Raw genomic sequence first — 14998 nt, 5'->3', positions numbered from 1 at the left:
ATCGCTTTGAAACGTCTGGTAAGCAGGTGCTTACGCGGCGTCCTTCTCGGCATAGGCGTTGAAGACGCGCGCCAGCTTGGACGCCGGAGCGACCGTGAGCTGGGCGATCTTGGTCGCCGGTGCCTGGATGAGGCCGATAAGCGTGCCACGCATTTCGTCGAGCGAGGGCATCGTGGCGAGCGCCTTGATACCATCCGCATTCAGAACCTGCGTGCCCATCGCGCCGCCGACGATCTCGATCCTGTCGGTCGTCTTGGCGAAGTCGACGACGGCCTTGGCGGCTGCGACGGGGTCCACCGAAGTGGCGATGGCCGTCGGGCCGGTCAGGAAGTCGCCGATACCCGAATAATCGGTGTCCGCGATGGCAAGCTTGGCAAGACGGTTCTTCGCAACCTTGTAGGACGCACCGGCATCGCGGATCTTGTTGCGCAGGTCGGTGGACTGAGCCACCGTCATGCCGAGGTTGCGGGTGATCACCACCACGCCGACCTCGTTGAAGACCGCGTTGAGCTGGGCGACCGATTCGGCTTTCTGCGAACGATCCATGCCTTACTCCTTCACAATGGCCGCCGGACCCGAGGGCCTGACGACCGGCTACGTTTTCCCGGTCCGCGGGTGCGGAGCGGACAAGTCCGTTTCGATGGGGAAGGAGTCCGCATTCAAGATGCGAAAGCGGCACCGCGCAGGAGCGAGGGGCCTGAATGTCTCTGTCCCCGTCTAGGCTGGAGATTAAGAGGGAAACCCTCACCAGCTGTCTCGGACGGATGACTCGGCAGCTTCGGTGGAACCTGGGCGGCCAGTCAGCGCGCGCCTTTGCCGCTAATTGCTCCGGGAGTCAAGTTTACCTTGGCAGCAAGCGTTCAACGTACATAGCTGGCGCCGTTGGCATCGACGATGGCGCCGGTCATCGACGGCGGCGCGTCGAGAGCCAGGAAGGTGGCAATGCGTGCGATCTCCTCCGGATCGGCAACTCTGCCCAGCGGTATGTCCGCCAGCAGAGCCTCTCCGCCCCGGCTCGCGAGATAGTCATCGACTGCGCCGGTCATCGTAAAGCCAGGGCAGACTGCAAAGGCCAGGATTCCCTCGCGGCCGTAACCGCGTGCAATCGTCTTGGTCATGCCCACCATGCCTGCCTTCGAAGCGGCATAGTGCCAGTGAGCAGGGCTGTCCCCCCGGTAAGCCGCGCGGCTGGCGATGTTGACGATGCGGCCACCGCACTGCCGGGCCTGCCAGGCCAGTACTGCCGAGCGGCACAAGCATGCGGACGCTTCGAGGTTGACTGTCATCGTGCGCTGCCAGCTTGCCAGCCAGACAGCGTCTGGTTCACTGATTGGAGCCGCTTCGAAAATGCCCGCGTTATTGATGAGGACGTCAACGCGCCCGTCCAATTGTTCGAGAGCCTTCTCCCATAAGAGAGTCGGCCCGTGAGGTTCGGACAGGTCCGCGTCGGCACTGGTGGCTGCGAAAAGTTTCGCGCCGCGTTCGCGCAGAGCTTCGGCGATTGCCGCTCCGATGCCGCGGCCGCCACCCGTCAAGAGAATGTGTTTTGCCATGACCGGCAACTATCAGTGCGGATATCGCAAGGGAACTGGCCCGGCCCAGAATGGCAGCTGCAAGGCCCGACGATGCTCGATGCTTGTTTCGCCATCGAACCTTATACGCCCTTATATGGGTTCGGGCTCGCCGCTGCTCTCCTTGTCATAACCCAGGAGATCGCCCGGCTGACAGTCCAACTCGCGGCAGATCGCTTCCAGTGTTGAGAAGCGCATTGCCTTGGCCTTACCGGTTTTGAGGATCGAGAGATTGGCCAGTGTGATGCCGATCCTCTCGGCCAGCTCCGTCAACGTCATGCGCCGTTGATAGAGCAGGTCGTCGAGTTTCACCACGATCCGGGTTCCCTCGGTTTCGGAATCGTCGGCGGTGGGTTTTGCCTTGGGAGCCATCACACGGTGCCTTCCAGTTCGGCGCGCATGGCGGCACCCTTGCGGAACACGCGGGCCAGGATGAACAGGATAAGCATCAGCAGGAGGCCGTTGCCGGACAGTCCCGCGTTGATGGTAATGTCACTATGAACTTCGGGTGCATCGGCGAAGGCCTCATCGATCCAGTCAGCAAACCCGCTGATCGGGAGCGTGACGAGCTGCACCGCAAGTGTCAGCCACGCCATCTGCGTCAAACGCGTCGCGTTCTCGGGCACGAAGGGGTCGCCCTCGCCGACGGTGCTCACGATGCGTTTCAGGAGTTGGAAGATCCTGAACAGGACCAGCAGCAGCGCGATCACAAACACCAGCAGGCCTGCAAGTGCCCACAGAAGCGTCGGCACCGGAACTGTTGGCGCGTCCTTTCCTAGCTGTATCGTGATGTTGTCCTGCAGCAGGAGCATAGCTGGCATGGCCACGACGCATGCGACAGCTCCTACGAGCATGACGCCCATGAGGAACCAGAGGATGCCCTTGGCGGCGGCGAGCAGTGGGTCGCGCGTGATCGACGTCATAGTGAGTCTCCGGCCTTGCTGCTTACATCAGGACCAGCGGCGTGGCGGCGGCGACCACAAGAGGTGCCTTCGTACCATTGTCGAGAGCGGCAGTGGCGGGTGAAAGCGCCTGGGACCAGAGTGCGACACTCAGGGTGAGCGCGAGGACGGCGGCGAAGGAGCGGGGAGCTTGGCGGGTCATTGTTCGATCTCCGATATGCTTGATATCGAAATTCAATAATCCTGATTCGCCATATCGTCAATCGATAATATCGAAAAACGATGTGCTACTGGGGCGCTAATCTCTCCGTTCGCCTCGCGCAAGAAAAGGGGCGGCTCCGCAAGGGAGCCGCCCAGGACTGGCCACGGTAGAGGGTTCAGGCCGTGACCAGTGGAGGAACTGCTGGGGTGTTTGCATTCTGAGGGCGGTAGGTTCGCCAGTCGAACTGTGCCGTGTCGCGCTCTATCTGCGCATCGCGTTGCTGCAGGATCAGGCGCGCACGCCGGCGGCGGGCCTTGCCTGAGGTGAATGGGTTGGCCGCATCCGGTTCCGCTGCCACCATCCGGTCCAACAGCTCGGCACGGCTCCCGAAGGGCGCGGCCATGGCAGGCCGTGCAGCCGCAGCTGTCGCAGTGGTCGGAACTGGGGCCGTGTGACCAATTTGTGGCTCGGCAGGCGGATCATCCAGCGCGTCGGAGCGACGGCGACGACGCGAGCGCATGGCCGCATATCCTGCCGCGCCCAGCCCAAGCGCAGCGAGGATCCCCGCGACCGTCTCGCCCGGGATACCATCACCGTCATCCGCAGGCACCCGCGCCTCGACCTCCTCAGCCTGGGCAGGGGCGGCCTGCCGCACCGGCTCTACATCGCTCGCCGGGTCGGTGATGGCTGCAGGCGCTGTCGCGGGCCCCTCCTGCGCAGGCGTGGCGCGGGGCTGTTCCGCCGAACCGGGTGCTTGGCTGGCTGCCGTCGCTGCTGCGAGCGGAGCAGCCTCGGGCCGGGGCGTCACGCCGCGAGAACGGGCTTGAGTCGCTGCTGTCGTCGGCTCAGTTGCCGTCTCGCTTGCGGTTGGAACTGCTGATGCTTGAATGACGGGGGCTGATGGCGTGACGGGGAGGGCGACCGAAGGGGCAGCGGGGGCTGCAGGGAGCGTAATGGCCGGTGCGCTCGGATCAGTCGCGGCAGAAATCGATGAAGTATCCGCTGCAGCAGGTAAAGTAATAGGAGGCGGCGGAACTTCGATCGTCGGGCCAGCCTCTTGAGCCAAGACGGATGTGGTTCCAAGCGCGAGAGCGGCGGAAACCACCGCTGTGGCGCTGAGCGATTGGAATGTTGCGTGCTTCATGATCGTCAAACGTTGCTTTGGAGGATCAGTTGGCAAGGGTGATCGCAAATAACCGATAGAATGAATACTCGGAAGCGGTGAGTTGAGTTCGCTATCCTAGGTGAGTAATAATCACGCTCCAATTATGAATAGATGTTCATACTACTCGGCGCTTGGCTTATTGCCTCACGGGGCGTCCCGATAGCCTTTGTGCTGGCGCTCGGGTCAGGCGCGTGGGGGTTTACAGGCGTGACGCATCCCCTTATATGCGAGGTCCGCTCGACGCTTCGAGCAAGATGAGTCCAGCGCGGGGGCTTGTCAGGGAAGGAAGCGGATCCGGGTACCATCTGACGCATCAGGCTGCGGGTTGCAGGCCTCCTTTAGGGTGGCGTGCGCACGCGGCCCTTATTGCGTCTGCTGATGGCGTGACCGCTCAGGCGGCAGAATCGCGAGAGATTATCGATTGTCGGCCGGTCTGTTCCGGTCGTTCCGAGTAGCGAAGAGGCGACCCTTTCATGGCGACCAAGCCCGTCCACTCCGACGTTCAGCCCAAGCAGGGACTGCGTTCGGCCAAGAAGCGTATCCGCAAGATCTTCGGTGACATTCACGAGGTCGTGCAGATGCCGAACCTGATCGAGGTTCAGCGTGAGAGCTACGAACAGTTCCTCCGCTCCGACCCGTCGACGGGTTATGTGTCCGGTCTGGAGAAGACGCTGCGCTCGGTGTTCCCGATCCGTGACTTCGCCGGCACCAGCGAGTTGGACTTCGTTCACTACGAATTGGAAGACCCCAAGTACGACCAGACCGAGTGCCGCCAGCGCGGCATCACGTACGCAGCGCCGATGAAGGTGACGCTGCGCCTGATCGTGTTCGAAGTGGACGCCGAGACCGAGACTCGCTCCGTGCTCGATATCAAGGAGCAGGACGTCTATATGGGCGATATGCCGCTCATGACCGAGAACGGCACCTTCATCGTCAACGGCACCGAGCGCGTGATCGTCTCGCAGATGCACCGTTCGCCTGGCGTGCTGTTCGACCATGATCGCGGCAAGACGCACTCTTCGGGCAAGTTCCTGTTCGCAGCGCGCGTGATCCCCTACCGCGGTTCGTGGCTCGACTTCGAGTTCGACGCCAAGGACATCGTCAACGTCCGTATCGACCGCAAGCGCAAGCTGCCGGTCACCGCGCTGCTCTATGCGCTGGGACTTGATGACGAGGCGATCCTCGATCACTTCTACGAGACCGTTACCTGGAAGCGCGGTGAGGGTGGCTGGCGCCTGCCGTTCGTGCCAGAGGCATGGCGTGGCCTGAAGCCGGCGTTTGACGTGGTTGATTCCAGCTCGGGCGAGGTCGTCTTCCCGGCGGGCCAGAAGATCAGCCCGCGTGCTGCCAACAAGGCGCAGAAGGACGGTCTCTCCGAACTGCTCATTCCGACCGAGGAGATCTTCGGCCGCTACTCCGCCAAGGACCTCATCAACGAGGAAACCGGCCGCATCTATATCGAGGCGGGTGACGAGGTTACGCCGGAGAATCTGGAGGCGCTCGACGCCGCCGGTTTCGATGCGATCGAACTGCTCGACATCGACGACGTCAACACCGGTCCCTGGATGCGCAACACGCTCAAGGCCGACAAGGCCGAGAACCGCGAGATGGGTCTCGAGGCGATCTACAAGGTCATGCGTCCCGGCGAGCCGCCGACGAAGGAGACCGCAGAGGCTCTGTTCGACGGCCTGTTCTTCGATGCCGATCGCTACGACCTCTCGGCCGTTGGCCGTGTGAAGCTCAACATGCGTCTTGGCCTTGATGCCGAGGACACCGTCACCACGCTGCGCACCGAGGACATCCTCGCCGTGGTCAAGGAACTGGTGAACCTGAAGGACGGCAAGGGCGAGATCGACGACATCGACAACCTCGGCAACCGCCGTGTGCGTTCGGTGGGCGAGCTGCTGGAGAACCAGTACCGCGTTGGCCTGCTCCGCATGGAACGCGCCGTGAAGGAGCGCATGAGCTCGGTCGACGTGTCGACCGTGATGCCGAACGACCTGATCAACGCGAAGCCCGCTGTGGCCGCGGTGCGCGAGTTCTTCGGCTCGTCGCAGCTCTCGCAGTTCATGGACCAGACCAACCCGCTCTCGGAAGTCACCCACAAGCGCCGTGTCTCGGCGCTCGGGCCTGGCGGTCTTACCCGTGAGCGCGCGGGCTTCGAAGTCCGAGACGTTCACCCCACTCACTACGGCCGCATCTGCCCGATCGAGACGCCGGAAGGCCCGAACATCGGTCTGATCAACTCGCTTTCGACCTTCGCGCGCGTCAACAAGTACGGTTTCATCGAGACGCCGTACCGCAAGGTCGTGGACGGAAAGGTCAGCGGAGAGGTCGTGTATCTCTCCGCCATGGAGGAGCAGAAGCACACCGTCGCACAGGCGTCGGCCGAGACCAACGAGGACGGCAGCTTCGTCGAAGAGCTCGTGTCGGCTCGCCAGAACGGCGAGTTCGTGATGAGCCCGCGCGACCAGATCACGCTGATGGACGTTTCGCCCAAGCAGCTCGTGTCCGTCGCGGCCTCGCTCATCCCGTTCCTGGAGAACGACGACGCGAACCGCGCACTGATGGGCTCGAACATGCAGCGCCAGGCGGTGCCACTGGTCAAGGCTGACGCACCGTTCGTGGGCACCGGCATGGAAGAGACGGTGGCGCGCGACTCGGGCGCGGCCATCTCGGCCTCGCGTGGTGGCGTGGTCGATCAGGTCGACGCCACCCGTATCGTCATTCGCGTGTCGGGTGACATCGAGCCGGGCAAGTCAGGCGTTGACATCTACACGCTGCAGAAGTTCCAGCGCTCCAACCAGAACACCTGCATCAACCAGCGTCCGCTGGTGAAGGTGGGCGATGTCGTGGCCACTGGTGACATCATCGCGGACGGTCCCTCGACCGAACTGGGTGAGCTCGCGCTGGGGCGCAACAGTCTCGTGGCGTTCATGCCTTGGAATGGCTACAACTACGAGGACTCCATCCTGATCTCCGAGCGGATCGTGAAGGACGACGTCTTCACCTCGATCCACATCGAGGAGTTCGAGGTCATGGCCCGCGACACGAAGCTGGGGCCAGAGGACATCACTCGCGACATCCCGAACGTTGGCGAGGAAGCCCTGCGCAACCTCGACGAGGCGGGCATCGTCTACATCGGTGCCGAAGTGCACCCCGGCGACATCCTCGTCGGCAAGATCACCCCCAAGGGTGAATCGCCGATGACGCCGGAAGAGAAGCTGCTGCGTGCGATCTTCGGTGAAAAGGCGAGCGACGTGCGCGACACCTCGCTGCGCCTGCCGCCGGGCGTCTCCGGCACGATCGTCGAAGTCCGCGTGTTCAACCGTCACGGTATCGAGATCGACGACCGTACCCGCGCGATCCAGAACGAGGAAATCGAACGCCTCGCCAAGGATCGGGAGGACGAGCGCGCCATTCTCAACCGCGCGACGTACAACCGCCTGCGCGACATGCTCCTGGGCCAGACTGCCACGGCGGCTCCCAAGGGCGTGAAGAAGGGTGGCGTGATCGACGATGCGCTGCTCGGCGAAGTCGAAAGGCACGAGTGGTGGAAGTTCGCGGTCGCCGACGACCACGTTCAGTCGCAGCTCGAAGCCGTGAAGTCGCAGTACGACGAGACGGTCAAGGCGATCCAGGAGAAGTTCGAGGATCGCAAGGAGAAGCTGGAGCGCGGCGACGAGCTGGCTCCCGGCGTGCTCAAGATGGTCAAGGTCTTCGTGGCGGTGAAGCGCAAGCTGCAGCCGGGCGACAAGATGGCCGGCCGTCACGGCAACAAGGGCGTCATCAGCCGCATCCTGCCGGTAGAAGACATGCCGTTCCTTGAGGATGGTACCCCGGTCGACCTGGTGCTCAACCCGCTGGGCGTGCCGTCGCGCATGAACGTGGGTCAGATCTTCGAGACGCACCTGGGATGGGCCGCGCGCGGTCTTGGCCAGCAGGTCAAGGAAGCGCTTGAAGACTGGCGTCGGGCCAATCCGAACCCAGAGGCAGGACCGCCTCCCGAGGCAGTTCGTGAACGGCTCAAGACGATCTACGGCGAGCAGTACCACGACGACATCGACGGCCGCGACACGGCGTCGCTGCTGGAGTTGGCGGGCAACCTGACCAAGGGCGTGCCGATGGGCACTCCGGTGTTCGACGGCGCGGTCGAGAACGACGTTGCGGACATGCTGGCGCTTGCCGGGCTCGACAAGTCGGGACAGTCGGACCTGTTCGACGGACGTACCGGCGACAAGTTCGACCGTAAGGTGACGGTTGGCATCATCTACATGCTGAAGCTGCACCACCTCGTGGACGACAAGATCCACGCACGTTCGATCGGGCCTTACTCGCTCGTCACCCAGCAGCCGCTGGGCGGCAAGGCGCAGTTCGGTGGTCAGCGCTTCGGGGAAATGGAGGTCTGGGCCTTGCAGGCTTACGGTGCCGCCTACACCTTGCAGGAGATGCTGACGGTGAAGTCCGACGACGTGGTTGGACGCACCAAGGTCTACGAAGCCATCGTCAAGGGTGACGACACCTTCGAGGCCGGCATCCCCGAGAGCTTCAACGTGCTCGTCAAGGAAATGCGCTCGCTGGGCCTGAACGTCGAACTGAACTCGGTCATCGACCACGACGATGCCGACGATGAGGCGATCAACAACGGCCGGTTGGCGGCGGAGTGAACTTTCGGAGCGCTGCCCCGAAAGGGCAGCGCTCCACCGCTCCGCTTACGAAATACCCCAAGAGGGACTGAACTATGAACGACCTGAGCAAGTTCACCAACCAGATGGCAAAGCCCGAGACTTTCGATCAGATCCAGATCGGTCTCGCCTCGCCCGAGCGCATCCGCTCCTGGTCCTTCGGCGAGATCAAGAAGCCGGAAACGATCAACTATCGCACGTTCAAGCCCGAGCGTGACGGTCTGTTCTGCGCGCGCATCTTCGGCCCCGTGAAGGACTACGAGTGCCTTTGCGGCAAGTACAAGCGCATGAAGTACAAGGGCGTCGTCTGCGAGAAGTGCGGCGTCGAAGTCACCGTCACCAAGGTGCGCCGTGAGCGCATGGGCCACATCGAGCTGGCCGCGCCTGTCGCGCACATCTGGTTCCTGAAGTCGCTGCCTTCGCGCATCGGCTTGCTGCTCGACATGCAGCTGAAGCAGCTTGAGCGTGTCCTCTACTTCGAGAGCTACATCGTCATTGAGCCGGGTCTCACCCCGCTCGAGAAGTACCAGCTGCTCACCGAAGACGAGATGCTCGACGCGCAGGACGAGTATGGCGAGGATGCGTTCAGCGCCGGCATCGGCGCTGAAGCGGTCAAGCACATGCTCATGAGCCTGGACCTCGAGCAGGAGCGCGATGACCTTCTGGAAGAGCTGCGGACGACGAAGTCCGAGCTCAAGCCCAAGAAGATCATCAAGCGCCTCAAGGTCGTCGAATCCTTCATTGATTCGGGCAACCGTCCCGAGTGGATGATCCTCGACGTCGTACCAGTCATTCCGCCGGAACTGCGTCCGCTGGTTCCGCTGGACGGTGGCCGTTTCGCGACGTCGGACCTCAACGATCTCTATCGCCGCGTCATCAACCGCAACAACCGTTTGAAGCGGCTGATCGAGCTGCGCGCGCCCGACATCATCGTGCGCAACGAAAAGCGCATGTTGCAGGAGGCCGTCGACGCCCTGTTCGACAACGGCCGTCGCGGGCGTGTCATTACCGGCGCCAACAAGCGTCCGCTCAAGTCGCTGTCCGACATGCTCAAGGGCAAGCAGGGCCGCTTCCGCCAGAACCTTCTGGGTAAGCGCGTCGACTATTCGGGCCGCTCGGTGATCGTGACCGGACCGGAGCTCAAGCTGCACCAGTGCGGCTTGCCCAAGAAAATGGCGCTCGAACTGTTCAAGCCGTTCATCTACGCCCGTCTCGACGCCAAGGGTCTGTCCATGACCCTCAAGCAGGCGAAGAAGTGGGTCGAGAAGGAGCGCAAGGAAGTCTGGGATATCCTGGACGAGGTGATCCGCGAGCACCCGGTCCTCCTGAACCGCGCGCCCACGCTGCACCGTCTGGGCATCCAGGCGTTTGAGCCCGTGCTGATCGAGGGCAAGGCAATCCAGCTTCACCCGCTCGTCTGCTCGGCCTTCAACGCCGACTTCGACGGTGACCAGATGGCCGTCCACGTTCCGCTTTCGCTGGAAGCCCAGCTCGAAGCACGCGTGCTGATGATGTCGACCAACAACATCCTGTCGCCCGCGAACGGCAAGCCGATCATCGTGCCTTCGCAGGACATGGTGCTGGGTCTGTACTATCTCTCGATGGATCGCGAAGGCGAGCCGGGCGAGGGCATGATGCTGTCCGACATCGCCGAAGTGCACCAGGCGCTGCACGTTGGTGCCGTCACGCTGCACTCGAAGATCCAGACGCGCATCCCGCAGACGGACGAGAAGGGCAACGAGTATATGCTCCGCGTCGAGACGACTCCGGGCCGCATGCTCATCGGCGAATGTCTGCCGAAGTCGCACACGGTGCCTTTCGAAGTCGTCAACCGCCTCCTCACCAAGAAGGAGATCGGTGACGTTATCGATCAGGTCTATCGTCACACCGGTCAGAAGGACACGGTGCTGTTCGCGGACGCGATCATGAGCCTTGGCTTCCGCCACGCGTTCAAGGCGGGCATTTCGTTCGGCAAGGACGACATGATCATTCCGGACAGCAAGGTTGCGCTGGTCAACGAGACCAAGGAGCTGGTTGCCGACTACGAGCAGCAGTACCAGGACGGCCTGATCACGCAGCAGGAGAAGTACAACAAGGTGATCGACGCCTGGAGCCGCTGCGGCGACCAGGTGGCGAATGCCATGATGGACGAAATCCGTGCGATGCCGATCGATCCGGAAACCGGTCGTCAGAAGCAGATCAACTCGATCTACATGATGAGCCACTCCGGTGCGCGTGGTTCGCCAGCGCAGATGAAGCAGCTCGCGGGTATGCGTGGCCTGATGGCCAAGCCTTCGGGCGAGATCATCGAGACGCCGATCATCTCGAACTTCAAGGAAGGTCTGACCGTTCTTGAATACTTCAACTCGACGCACGGCGCCCGTAAGGGGCTGGCCGACACCGCGCTCAAGACGGCGAACTCGGGTTATCTGACTCGCCGTCTGGTCGACGTGTCGCAGGACTGCGTTGTCGTGGTTGACGACTGCGGAACCGAGCGGGCGCTGGAAATGCGCTCGATCGTGCAGGGCGGTTCGACCATCGCCTCGCTGGGCGAGCGTATCCTGGGCCGCACCCTGGCGGAGGACATCGTCGACAAGGAAGGCAGTGTGGTCGCCGCCAGCGGCGCCCTGCTCGACGAGGCTGCCGTGGCGAAGATCGAAGCAACCGGCATCCAGGCCGCGCGCATTCGCTCGCCGCTGATCTGTGAGGCAACGCAGGGCGTTTGCGGCAAGTGCTACGGGCGTGATCTCGCTCGCGGCACGCCGGTCAACATCGGCGAAGCTGTCGGCGTCATCGCCGCACAGTCGATCGGTGAGCCGGGCACGCAGCTCACGATGCGTACGTTCCACATCGGTGGTGCGGCGCAGCTCAACGAGACCAGCCACCTCGAGTCGATCTGCGATGGTACCGTCGAATATCGCGACGTCCCGACCATCATGGACAAGCGCGGCCGCCGCCTGAGCCTCGCCCGCAACGGCGAGATCGTCGTCCTCGACAGCGAGGGCCGCGAGCGCGCCATGCACCGCGTGCCCTACGGTACTGTGTTGCTCCACGAGAACGGCGCGAGCGTGAAGGAAGGTGAGCGCCTGGCCGAGTGGGATCCGTTCACCCTGCCGATCATCACCGAGACTTCGGGCGTGATCCGTTATCAGGATCTGATCGACGGCCGCACGCTGACTGAGCAGGCGGACGAGGCGACCGGCATGACCAGCCGTGTGGTGACGGAGGATCGTTCGTCCAGCCGGGCCAAGAAGAAGGAGGACCTGCGTCCGCGCATCACTCTGCTCGACGAGCAGTCGGGTGAGGCGGCGCGGTACATGCTCGCTCCGGGTGCCACGCTCTCGGTCGAGGATGGGCAGGCGGTCGAAGCGGGTGACATCATTGCCCGCGCAAGCCGCGAAGCCGCCAAGACCCGTGACATCACGGGCGGTCTGCCGCGCGTCGCCGAACTGTTCGAGGCGCGCAAGCCCAAGGACAACGCGATCATCGCCAAGACCAGTGGCCGCATTGAGTTCGTGCGTGACTACAAGGCCAAGCGCAAGATCGCGATCATCCCGGACGAGGGCGAGCCTGTCGAGTACCTGATCCCCAAGAGCAAGGTGATCGACGTTCAGGAAGGCGACTTCGTGAAGAAGGGCGACAACCTGATCTCCGGTTCGCCCGATCCGCACGACATCCTCGAAGTGCTCGGCGTGGAAGCGCTGGCGGAGTATCTCTGTGCGGAGATCCAGGAAGTCTATCGCTTGCAGGGCGTGAAGATCAACGACAAGCACATCGAGGTGATCGTTCGCCAGATGCTGCAGAAGGTCGAGATCACGGCCAGCGGTGACACCACGCTGCTGCCGGGCGAGCAGGTCGACCTTGAGGAGATGCTCGAGATCAACGGTAAGCTCGAGAAGGATCAGCGTCCTGCCGAGGGCAAGCCGGTGTTGCTGGGCATCACCAAAGCCTCGCTGCAGACGCGTTCGTTCATTTCGGCCGCGTCGTTCCAGGAGACCACCCGCGTGCTCACGCAGGCGGCTGTCGAGGGCAAGCGGGACTCGCTGATCGGCCTCAAGGAAAACGTGATCGTCGGCCGCCTGATCCCGGCAGGCACGGGCGCGGGCATGAACCGCGTTCGCGTGGCGGCGTCCAGCCGCGATGCCGCGCTGCGTGCTTCTTACCGCAAGCTGCAGGAGTCGCTCGTAGCGCCTCGTTCAGCGGCGGAAGAGCACGCGGCCGAGTTGCAGCGCGATCCGGCTGACGACCTCGGCGATGATCCGCTGGCCGTCATGGAAGGCGAGGCCCACGGCACCGACGCCGACGCAGGTGATTACCTGATCAAAGGCGAGGGCGAGGGCGAGGGCGACGAGCAGGCGTAAGCCGTCGTCCTTTCCTTTCGAAGGCAAAAGAGAACCCCGTCGGAGAAATCCGGCGGGGTTTTTGCTAAGAAAGAAGGCACGGGATGAGAGGAGACGTAGACACAGGGTATCGCTCAAAAGTGAGCGTGCGCTACCAGGACGCTCTCACGATGAGCGGCGTCCGAGAGGCATCCCGCGCGGCGAGTTGTTCGATTTACAAATCGGCGTCGTGGGGCGACTGCGATGGATCTGATCGTCCCGACGACTTGGTCCCTCGTGAAGGCCGCTGACATCCGCTGACCAACGACTGCAGGCGGCGCTCAGATCTTCTACCTGCCGCCTTACGGTCTCGGCATGAGCCCGATCGAGATGGCGTGTGCCAAGCTAGAAGTGCTCCTCCGCTAGCAGCACCGTCCTACGCTCGCGCGTTGCGGGCTAGCGGATGCGTTCCATCACCGTGTAGATGCTGGTGGTGAAGATCGGTTCTAGTGGACCGATGCGGCGAAGAACACGGAAGGCTTTCATGCCCATTCCGCCACCCTGATTGTAGTCGATTGCCTTGGTCCGCCAGTCCGTAGCCGGGAAGGCCCGGCGGAAGTCGGCTGGGGTCATCTTGTTCAGGCCCATGTCGTGAGCACTGCGGATGGGGCGTCCCGCCCGCTTTCCAGCAAGCTTGAAGAGGATGGGTTCGGGGATGAGGGTAGACCACGGCTTGCCCGGCCCCAGATACCACCCGTGATCGCCGAACGGGCTGTAGTAAAGCGGGCTGGTGCCGATCACTGCATATCCGCCCGGCTTGAGCAGGCGCCGCATGGCCTCCACCGTCTCGTTCAGGGGGATGATGTGTTCGAAAGTGTCCTTGGACACGATGATGTCGATCGTGCCCTCGGTCTGCGGCGAGAGGTAATCGCAGATGTCTTCGCAGCGGAAGTGCACTGCACTGGCGTACTCGGGGAACTGGGCGGGTACATGGCGCTCCGCGAAGCTGATCCGCTCGTCATCGAGATCAAAGCCCCAGACCTCTGCCGCTCCGGCTTGCGCCATTCCGACGCTCAGCGTGCCGTGTCCGCAACCCAGTTCCAGGATTTTCTTGCCACGAAGGTCGGGTGCCGTTGGGATGCGTCGCCAAAACTCGCGAACGCTGTCGTGCTGATACTCGAAGTAGGCCAGATTGCGCCGCCAAGCGAGCTCGGCCGGCGTCTCGCCGGGCAGTGGGGGAAGCTCCCACGGTTTGTATTTCGGCTCCGTCGCCCCTGACGGCGAAGCGGTTTGCGTCTGCATGTTGTCTTGGCCCCGGCCTGTGCGGCTTGGTAAACAATATATTAAGGTGTCCGGCGGTCAATGGTCACCCGTTCCTCATCATAGACAGTTTGAGCATAAGCCGGGCACCGCGCACGGCGGGCTGATTAGGTGAATGCGCCCCTCTGTGTTACAAGAGATCCGCTGACGTCGAATTTTGCGACGGACTTTGCCGATTTGTGAGCGTGCGGACTCCGGGATCTCTTGGGGGAAGAGCGCAAGCCTGACGACGACTTCCTTTCGATTGACGACCCGACGCACGGCCTTGCCGCATGTTGCGGTCGGGCAACTGTTTCTTGAAAGGAAACGCTTATGCCTATCGGCACTGTAAAGTTCTTCAACGCCGACAAGGGCTATGGCTTCATCCAGCCCGACAACGGCGGAGCCGACAGCTTCGTCCACATCTCCGCAGTCCAGGCCGCCGGCATGATGACGCTTGAGCGCGATCAGCGCGTCTCGTACGAAGTCGAGCGCGGCCGCAACGGCAAGGAATCGGCAACGAACCTCGCCTCTGCCTGACGCGGAATGCCGGATCGGTCATTCGGCCGGTCCGGTTACCCGCCGTCCTCTCAACCAAGGAGCCGCCATGAGCATCAGCTACGAATTCGCCACAGAACGCGCACAGGAAGCTGCTCAGGCCGCAGAAGCTGCAGAGTTGGACAACGTGCGGGATCGCGCGCTGCGCTCCGAGGCCGCTTGGCGCGACATGGCGTCGCGCGCTCGCAAGACCGAAGAATCCCGCGCCAAGCGCGAAGCGGCTGCAGAGGCAGCGCGCCAGACTGCACAGGCCGCCGCCCCAGCGGGGTGACGCAAAGCCTTTGTGGCTTCTGATGC

11 protein-coding genes are annotated in these 14998 nt (G+C 62.9%); 4 read left to right on the top strand and 7 right to left on the bottom strand.

Going from position 1 to position 14998, the window contains the following annotated elements; genetic code table 11:
• Positions 1-30: 30 nt before the first annotated feature.
• The 6 genes from rplJ to ABUH87_RS08115 form a co-directional block, all read right to left on the bottom strand.
• On the bottom strand, positions 31-546 hold the full coding sequence (gene rplJ / locus ABUH87_RS08140) for a 50S ribosomal protein L10 (protein WP_367772355.1): 516 nt from the start codon (positions 544-546) through the stop codon (positions 31-33).
• A gap of 314 nt (positions 547-860) precedes the next feature.
• Positions 861-1553, bottom strand: a complete 693-nt coding sequence (locus tag ABUH87_RS08135) for an SDR family NAD(P)-dependent oxidoreductase (RefSeq protein ID WP_367772353.1) — start codon at positions 1551-1553, stop codon at positions 861-863.
• A 111-nt stretch (positions 1554-1664) separates the two neighbouring features.
• Positions 1665-1943 carry a helix-turn-helix domain-containing protein gene (locus ABUH87_RS08130; RefSeq protein ID WP_367772351.1) on the bottom strand — a complete coding sequence of 93 codons (279 nt, stop codon included), beginning with the start codon at positions 1941-1943 and terminating at the stop codon, positions 1665-1667.
• Positions 1943-2494, bottom strand: coding sequence for a DUF2975 domain-containing protein (locus ABUH87_RS08125; protein ID WP_367772349.1), 552 nt, complete (start codon positions 2492-2494; stop codon positions 1943-1945). Before ABUH87_RS08125 ends, ABUH87_RS08130 begins: the two co-directional genes overlap by 1 nt.
• Before the next feature lie 22 nt (positions 2495-2516).
• Positions 2517-2675 carry a hypothetical protein gene (locus ABUH87_RS08120; protein WP_367772347.1) on the bottom strand — a complete coding sequence of 53 codons (159 nt, stop codon included), beginning with the start codon at positions 2673-2675 and terminating at the stop codon, positions 2517-2519.
• A 175-nt stretch (positions 2676-2850) separates the two neighbouring features.
• Complete coding sequence (locus ABUH87_RS08115) at positions 2851-3483, bottom strand: hypothetical protein (protein ID WP_367772345.1); 633 nt, start codon at positions 3481-3483, stop codon at positions 2851-2853.
• An 830-nt stretch (positions 3484-4313) separates the two neighbouring features.
• Here ABUH87_RS08115 and rpoB point away from each other — a divergent pair.
• Entirely contained in the window at positions 4314-8507 is a 4194-nt protein-coding gene (gene rpoB, locus ABUH87_RS08110) for a DNA-directed RNA polymerase subunit beta (protein WP_367772343.1), read from the top strand.
• Positions 8508-8581: 74 nt separating this feature from the next.
• Positions 8582-12886 (top strand): DNA-directed RNA polymerase subunit beta', encoded by a 4305-nt coding sequence (gene rpoC / locus ABUH87_RS08105; RefSeq protein WP_367772341.1) that lies wholly within the window; start codon positions 8582-8584, stop codon positions 12884-12886.
• A 414-nt stretch (positions 12887-13300) separates the two neighbouring features.
• Here the strand turns inward: rpoC and ABUH87_RS08100 are convergent, their stop codons facing one another.
• Positions 13301-14146, bottom strand: coding sequence for a class I SAM-dependent methyltransferase (locus ABUH87_RS08100; protein ID WP_367772339.1), 846 nt, complete (start codon positions 14144-14146; stop codon positions 13301-13303).
• A gap of 330 nt (positions 14147-14476) precedes the next feature.
• Here ABUH87_RS08100 and ABUH87_RS08095 point away from each other — a divergent pair, with 330 nt between their 5' ends.
• Both ABUH87_RS08095 and ABUH87_RS08090 read left to right on the top strand, forming a co-directional pair.
• Entirely contained in the window at positions 14477-14683 is a 207-nt protein-coding gene (locus ABUH87_RS08095) for a cold-shock protein (protein ID WP_159870064.1), read from the top strand.
• Between the two features lie 67 nt (positions 14684-14750).
• A complete protein-coding gene (locus tag ABUH87_RS08090) occupies positions 14751-14972 on the top strand; it encodes a hypothetical protein (protein WP_367772336.1) in 222 nt (73 codons plus the stop codon).
• The last annotated feature ends 26 nt before the right edge of the window (positions 14973-14998 follow it).

It is taken from the genome of Novosphingobium rhizovicinum, assembly GCF_040813635.1.
GTDB lineage: Bacteria > Pseudomonadota > Alphaproteobacteria > Sphingomonadales > Sphingomonadaceae > Novosphingobium > Novosphingobium rhizovicinum.
This window is presented reverse-complemented; position numbering and strand designations above follow the sequence as displayed.

What these genes read in the sequence shown, in the direction of transcription:
- rplJ (WP_367772355.1), bottom strand. Translation starts at nt 546, where the DNA reads ATGGATCGTTCGCAGAAAGCCGAATCGGTCGCCCAGCTCAACGCGGTC.
- ABUH87_RS08135 (WP_367772353.1), bottom strand. Translation starts at nt 1,553, where the DNA reads ATGGCAAAACACATTCTCTTGACGGGTGGCGGCCGCGGCATCGGAGCG.
- ABUH87_RS08130 (WP_367772351.1), bottom strand. Translation starts at nt 1,943, where the DNA reads ATGGCTCCCAAGGCAAAACCCACCGCCGACGATTCCGAAACCGAGGGA.
- ABUH87_RS08125 (WP_367772349.1), bottom strand. Translation starts at nt 2,494, where the DNA reads ATGACGTCGATCACGCGCGACCCACTGCTCGCCGCCGCCAAGGGCATC.
- ABUH87_RS08120 (WP_367772347.1), bottom strand. Translation starts at nt 2,675, where the DNA reads ATGACCCGCCAAGCTCCCCGCTCCTTCGCCGCCGTCCTCGCGCTCACC.
- rpoB (WP_367772343.1), top strand. Translation starts at nt 4,314, where the DNA reads ATGGCGACCAAGCCCGTCCACTCCGACGTTCAGCCCAAGCAGGGACTG.
- rpoC (WP_367772341.1), top strand. Translation starts at nt 8,582, where the DNA reads ATGAACGACCTGAGCAAGTTCACCAACCAGATGGCAAAGCCCGAGACT.
- ABUH87_RS08100 (WP_367772339.1), bottom strand. Translation starts at nt 14,146, where the DNA reads ATGCAGACGCAAACCGCTTCGCCGTCAGGGGCGACGGAGCCGAAATAC.
- ABUH87_RS08095 (WP_159870064.1), top strand. Translation starts at nt 14,477, where the DNA reads ATGCCTATCGGCACTGTAAAGTTCTTCAACGCCGACAAGGGCTATGGC.
- ABUH87_RS08090 (WP_367772336.1), top strand. Translation starts at nt 14,751, where the DNA reads ATGAGCATCAGCTACGAATTCGCCACAGAACGCGCACAGGAAGCTGCT.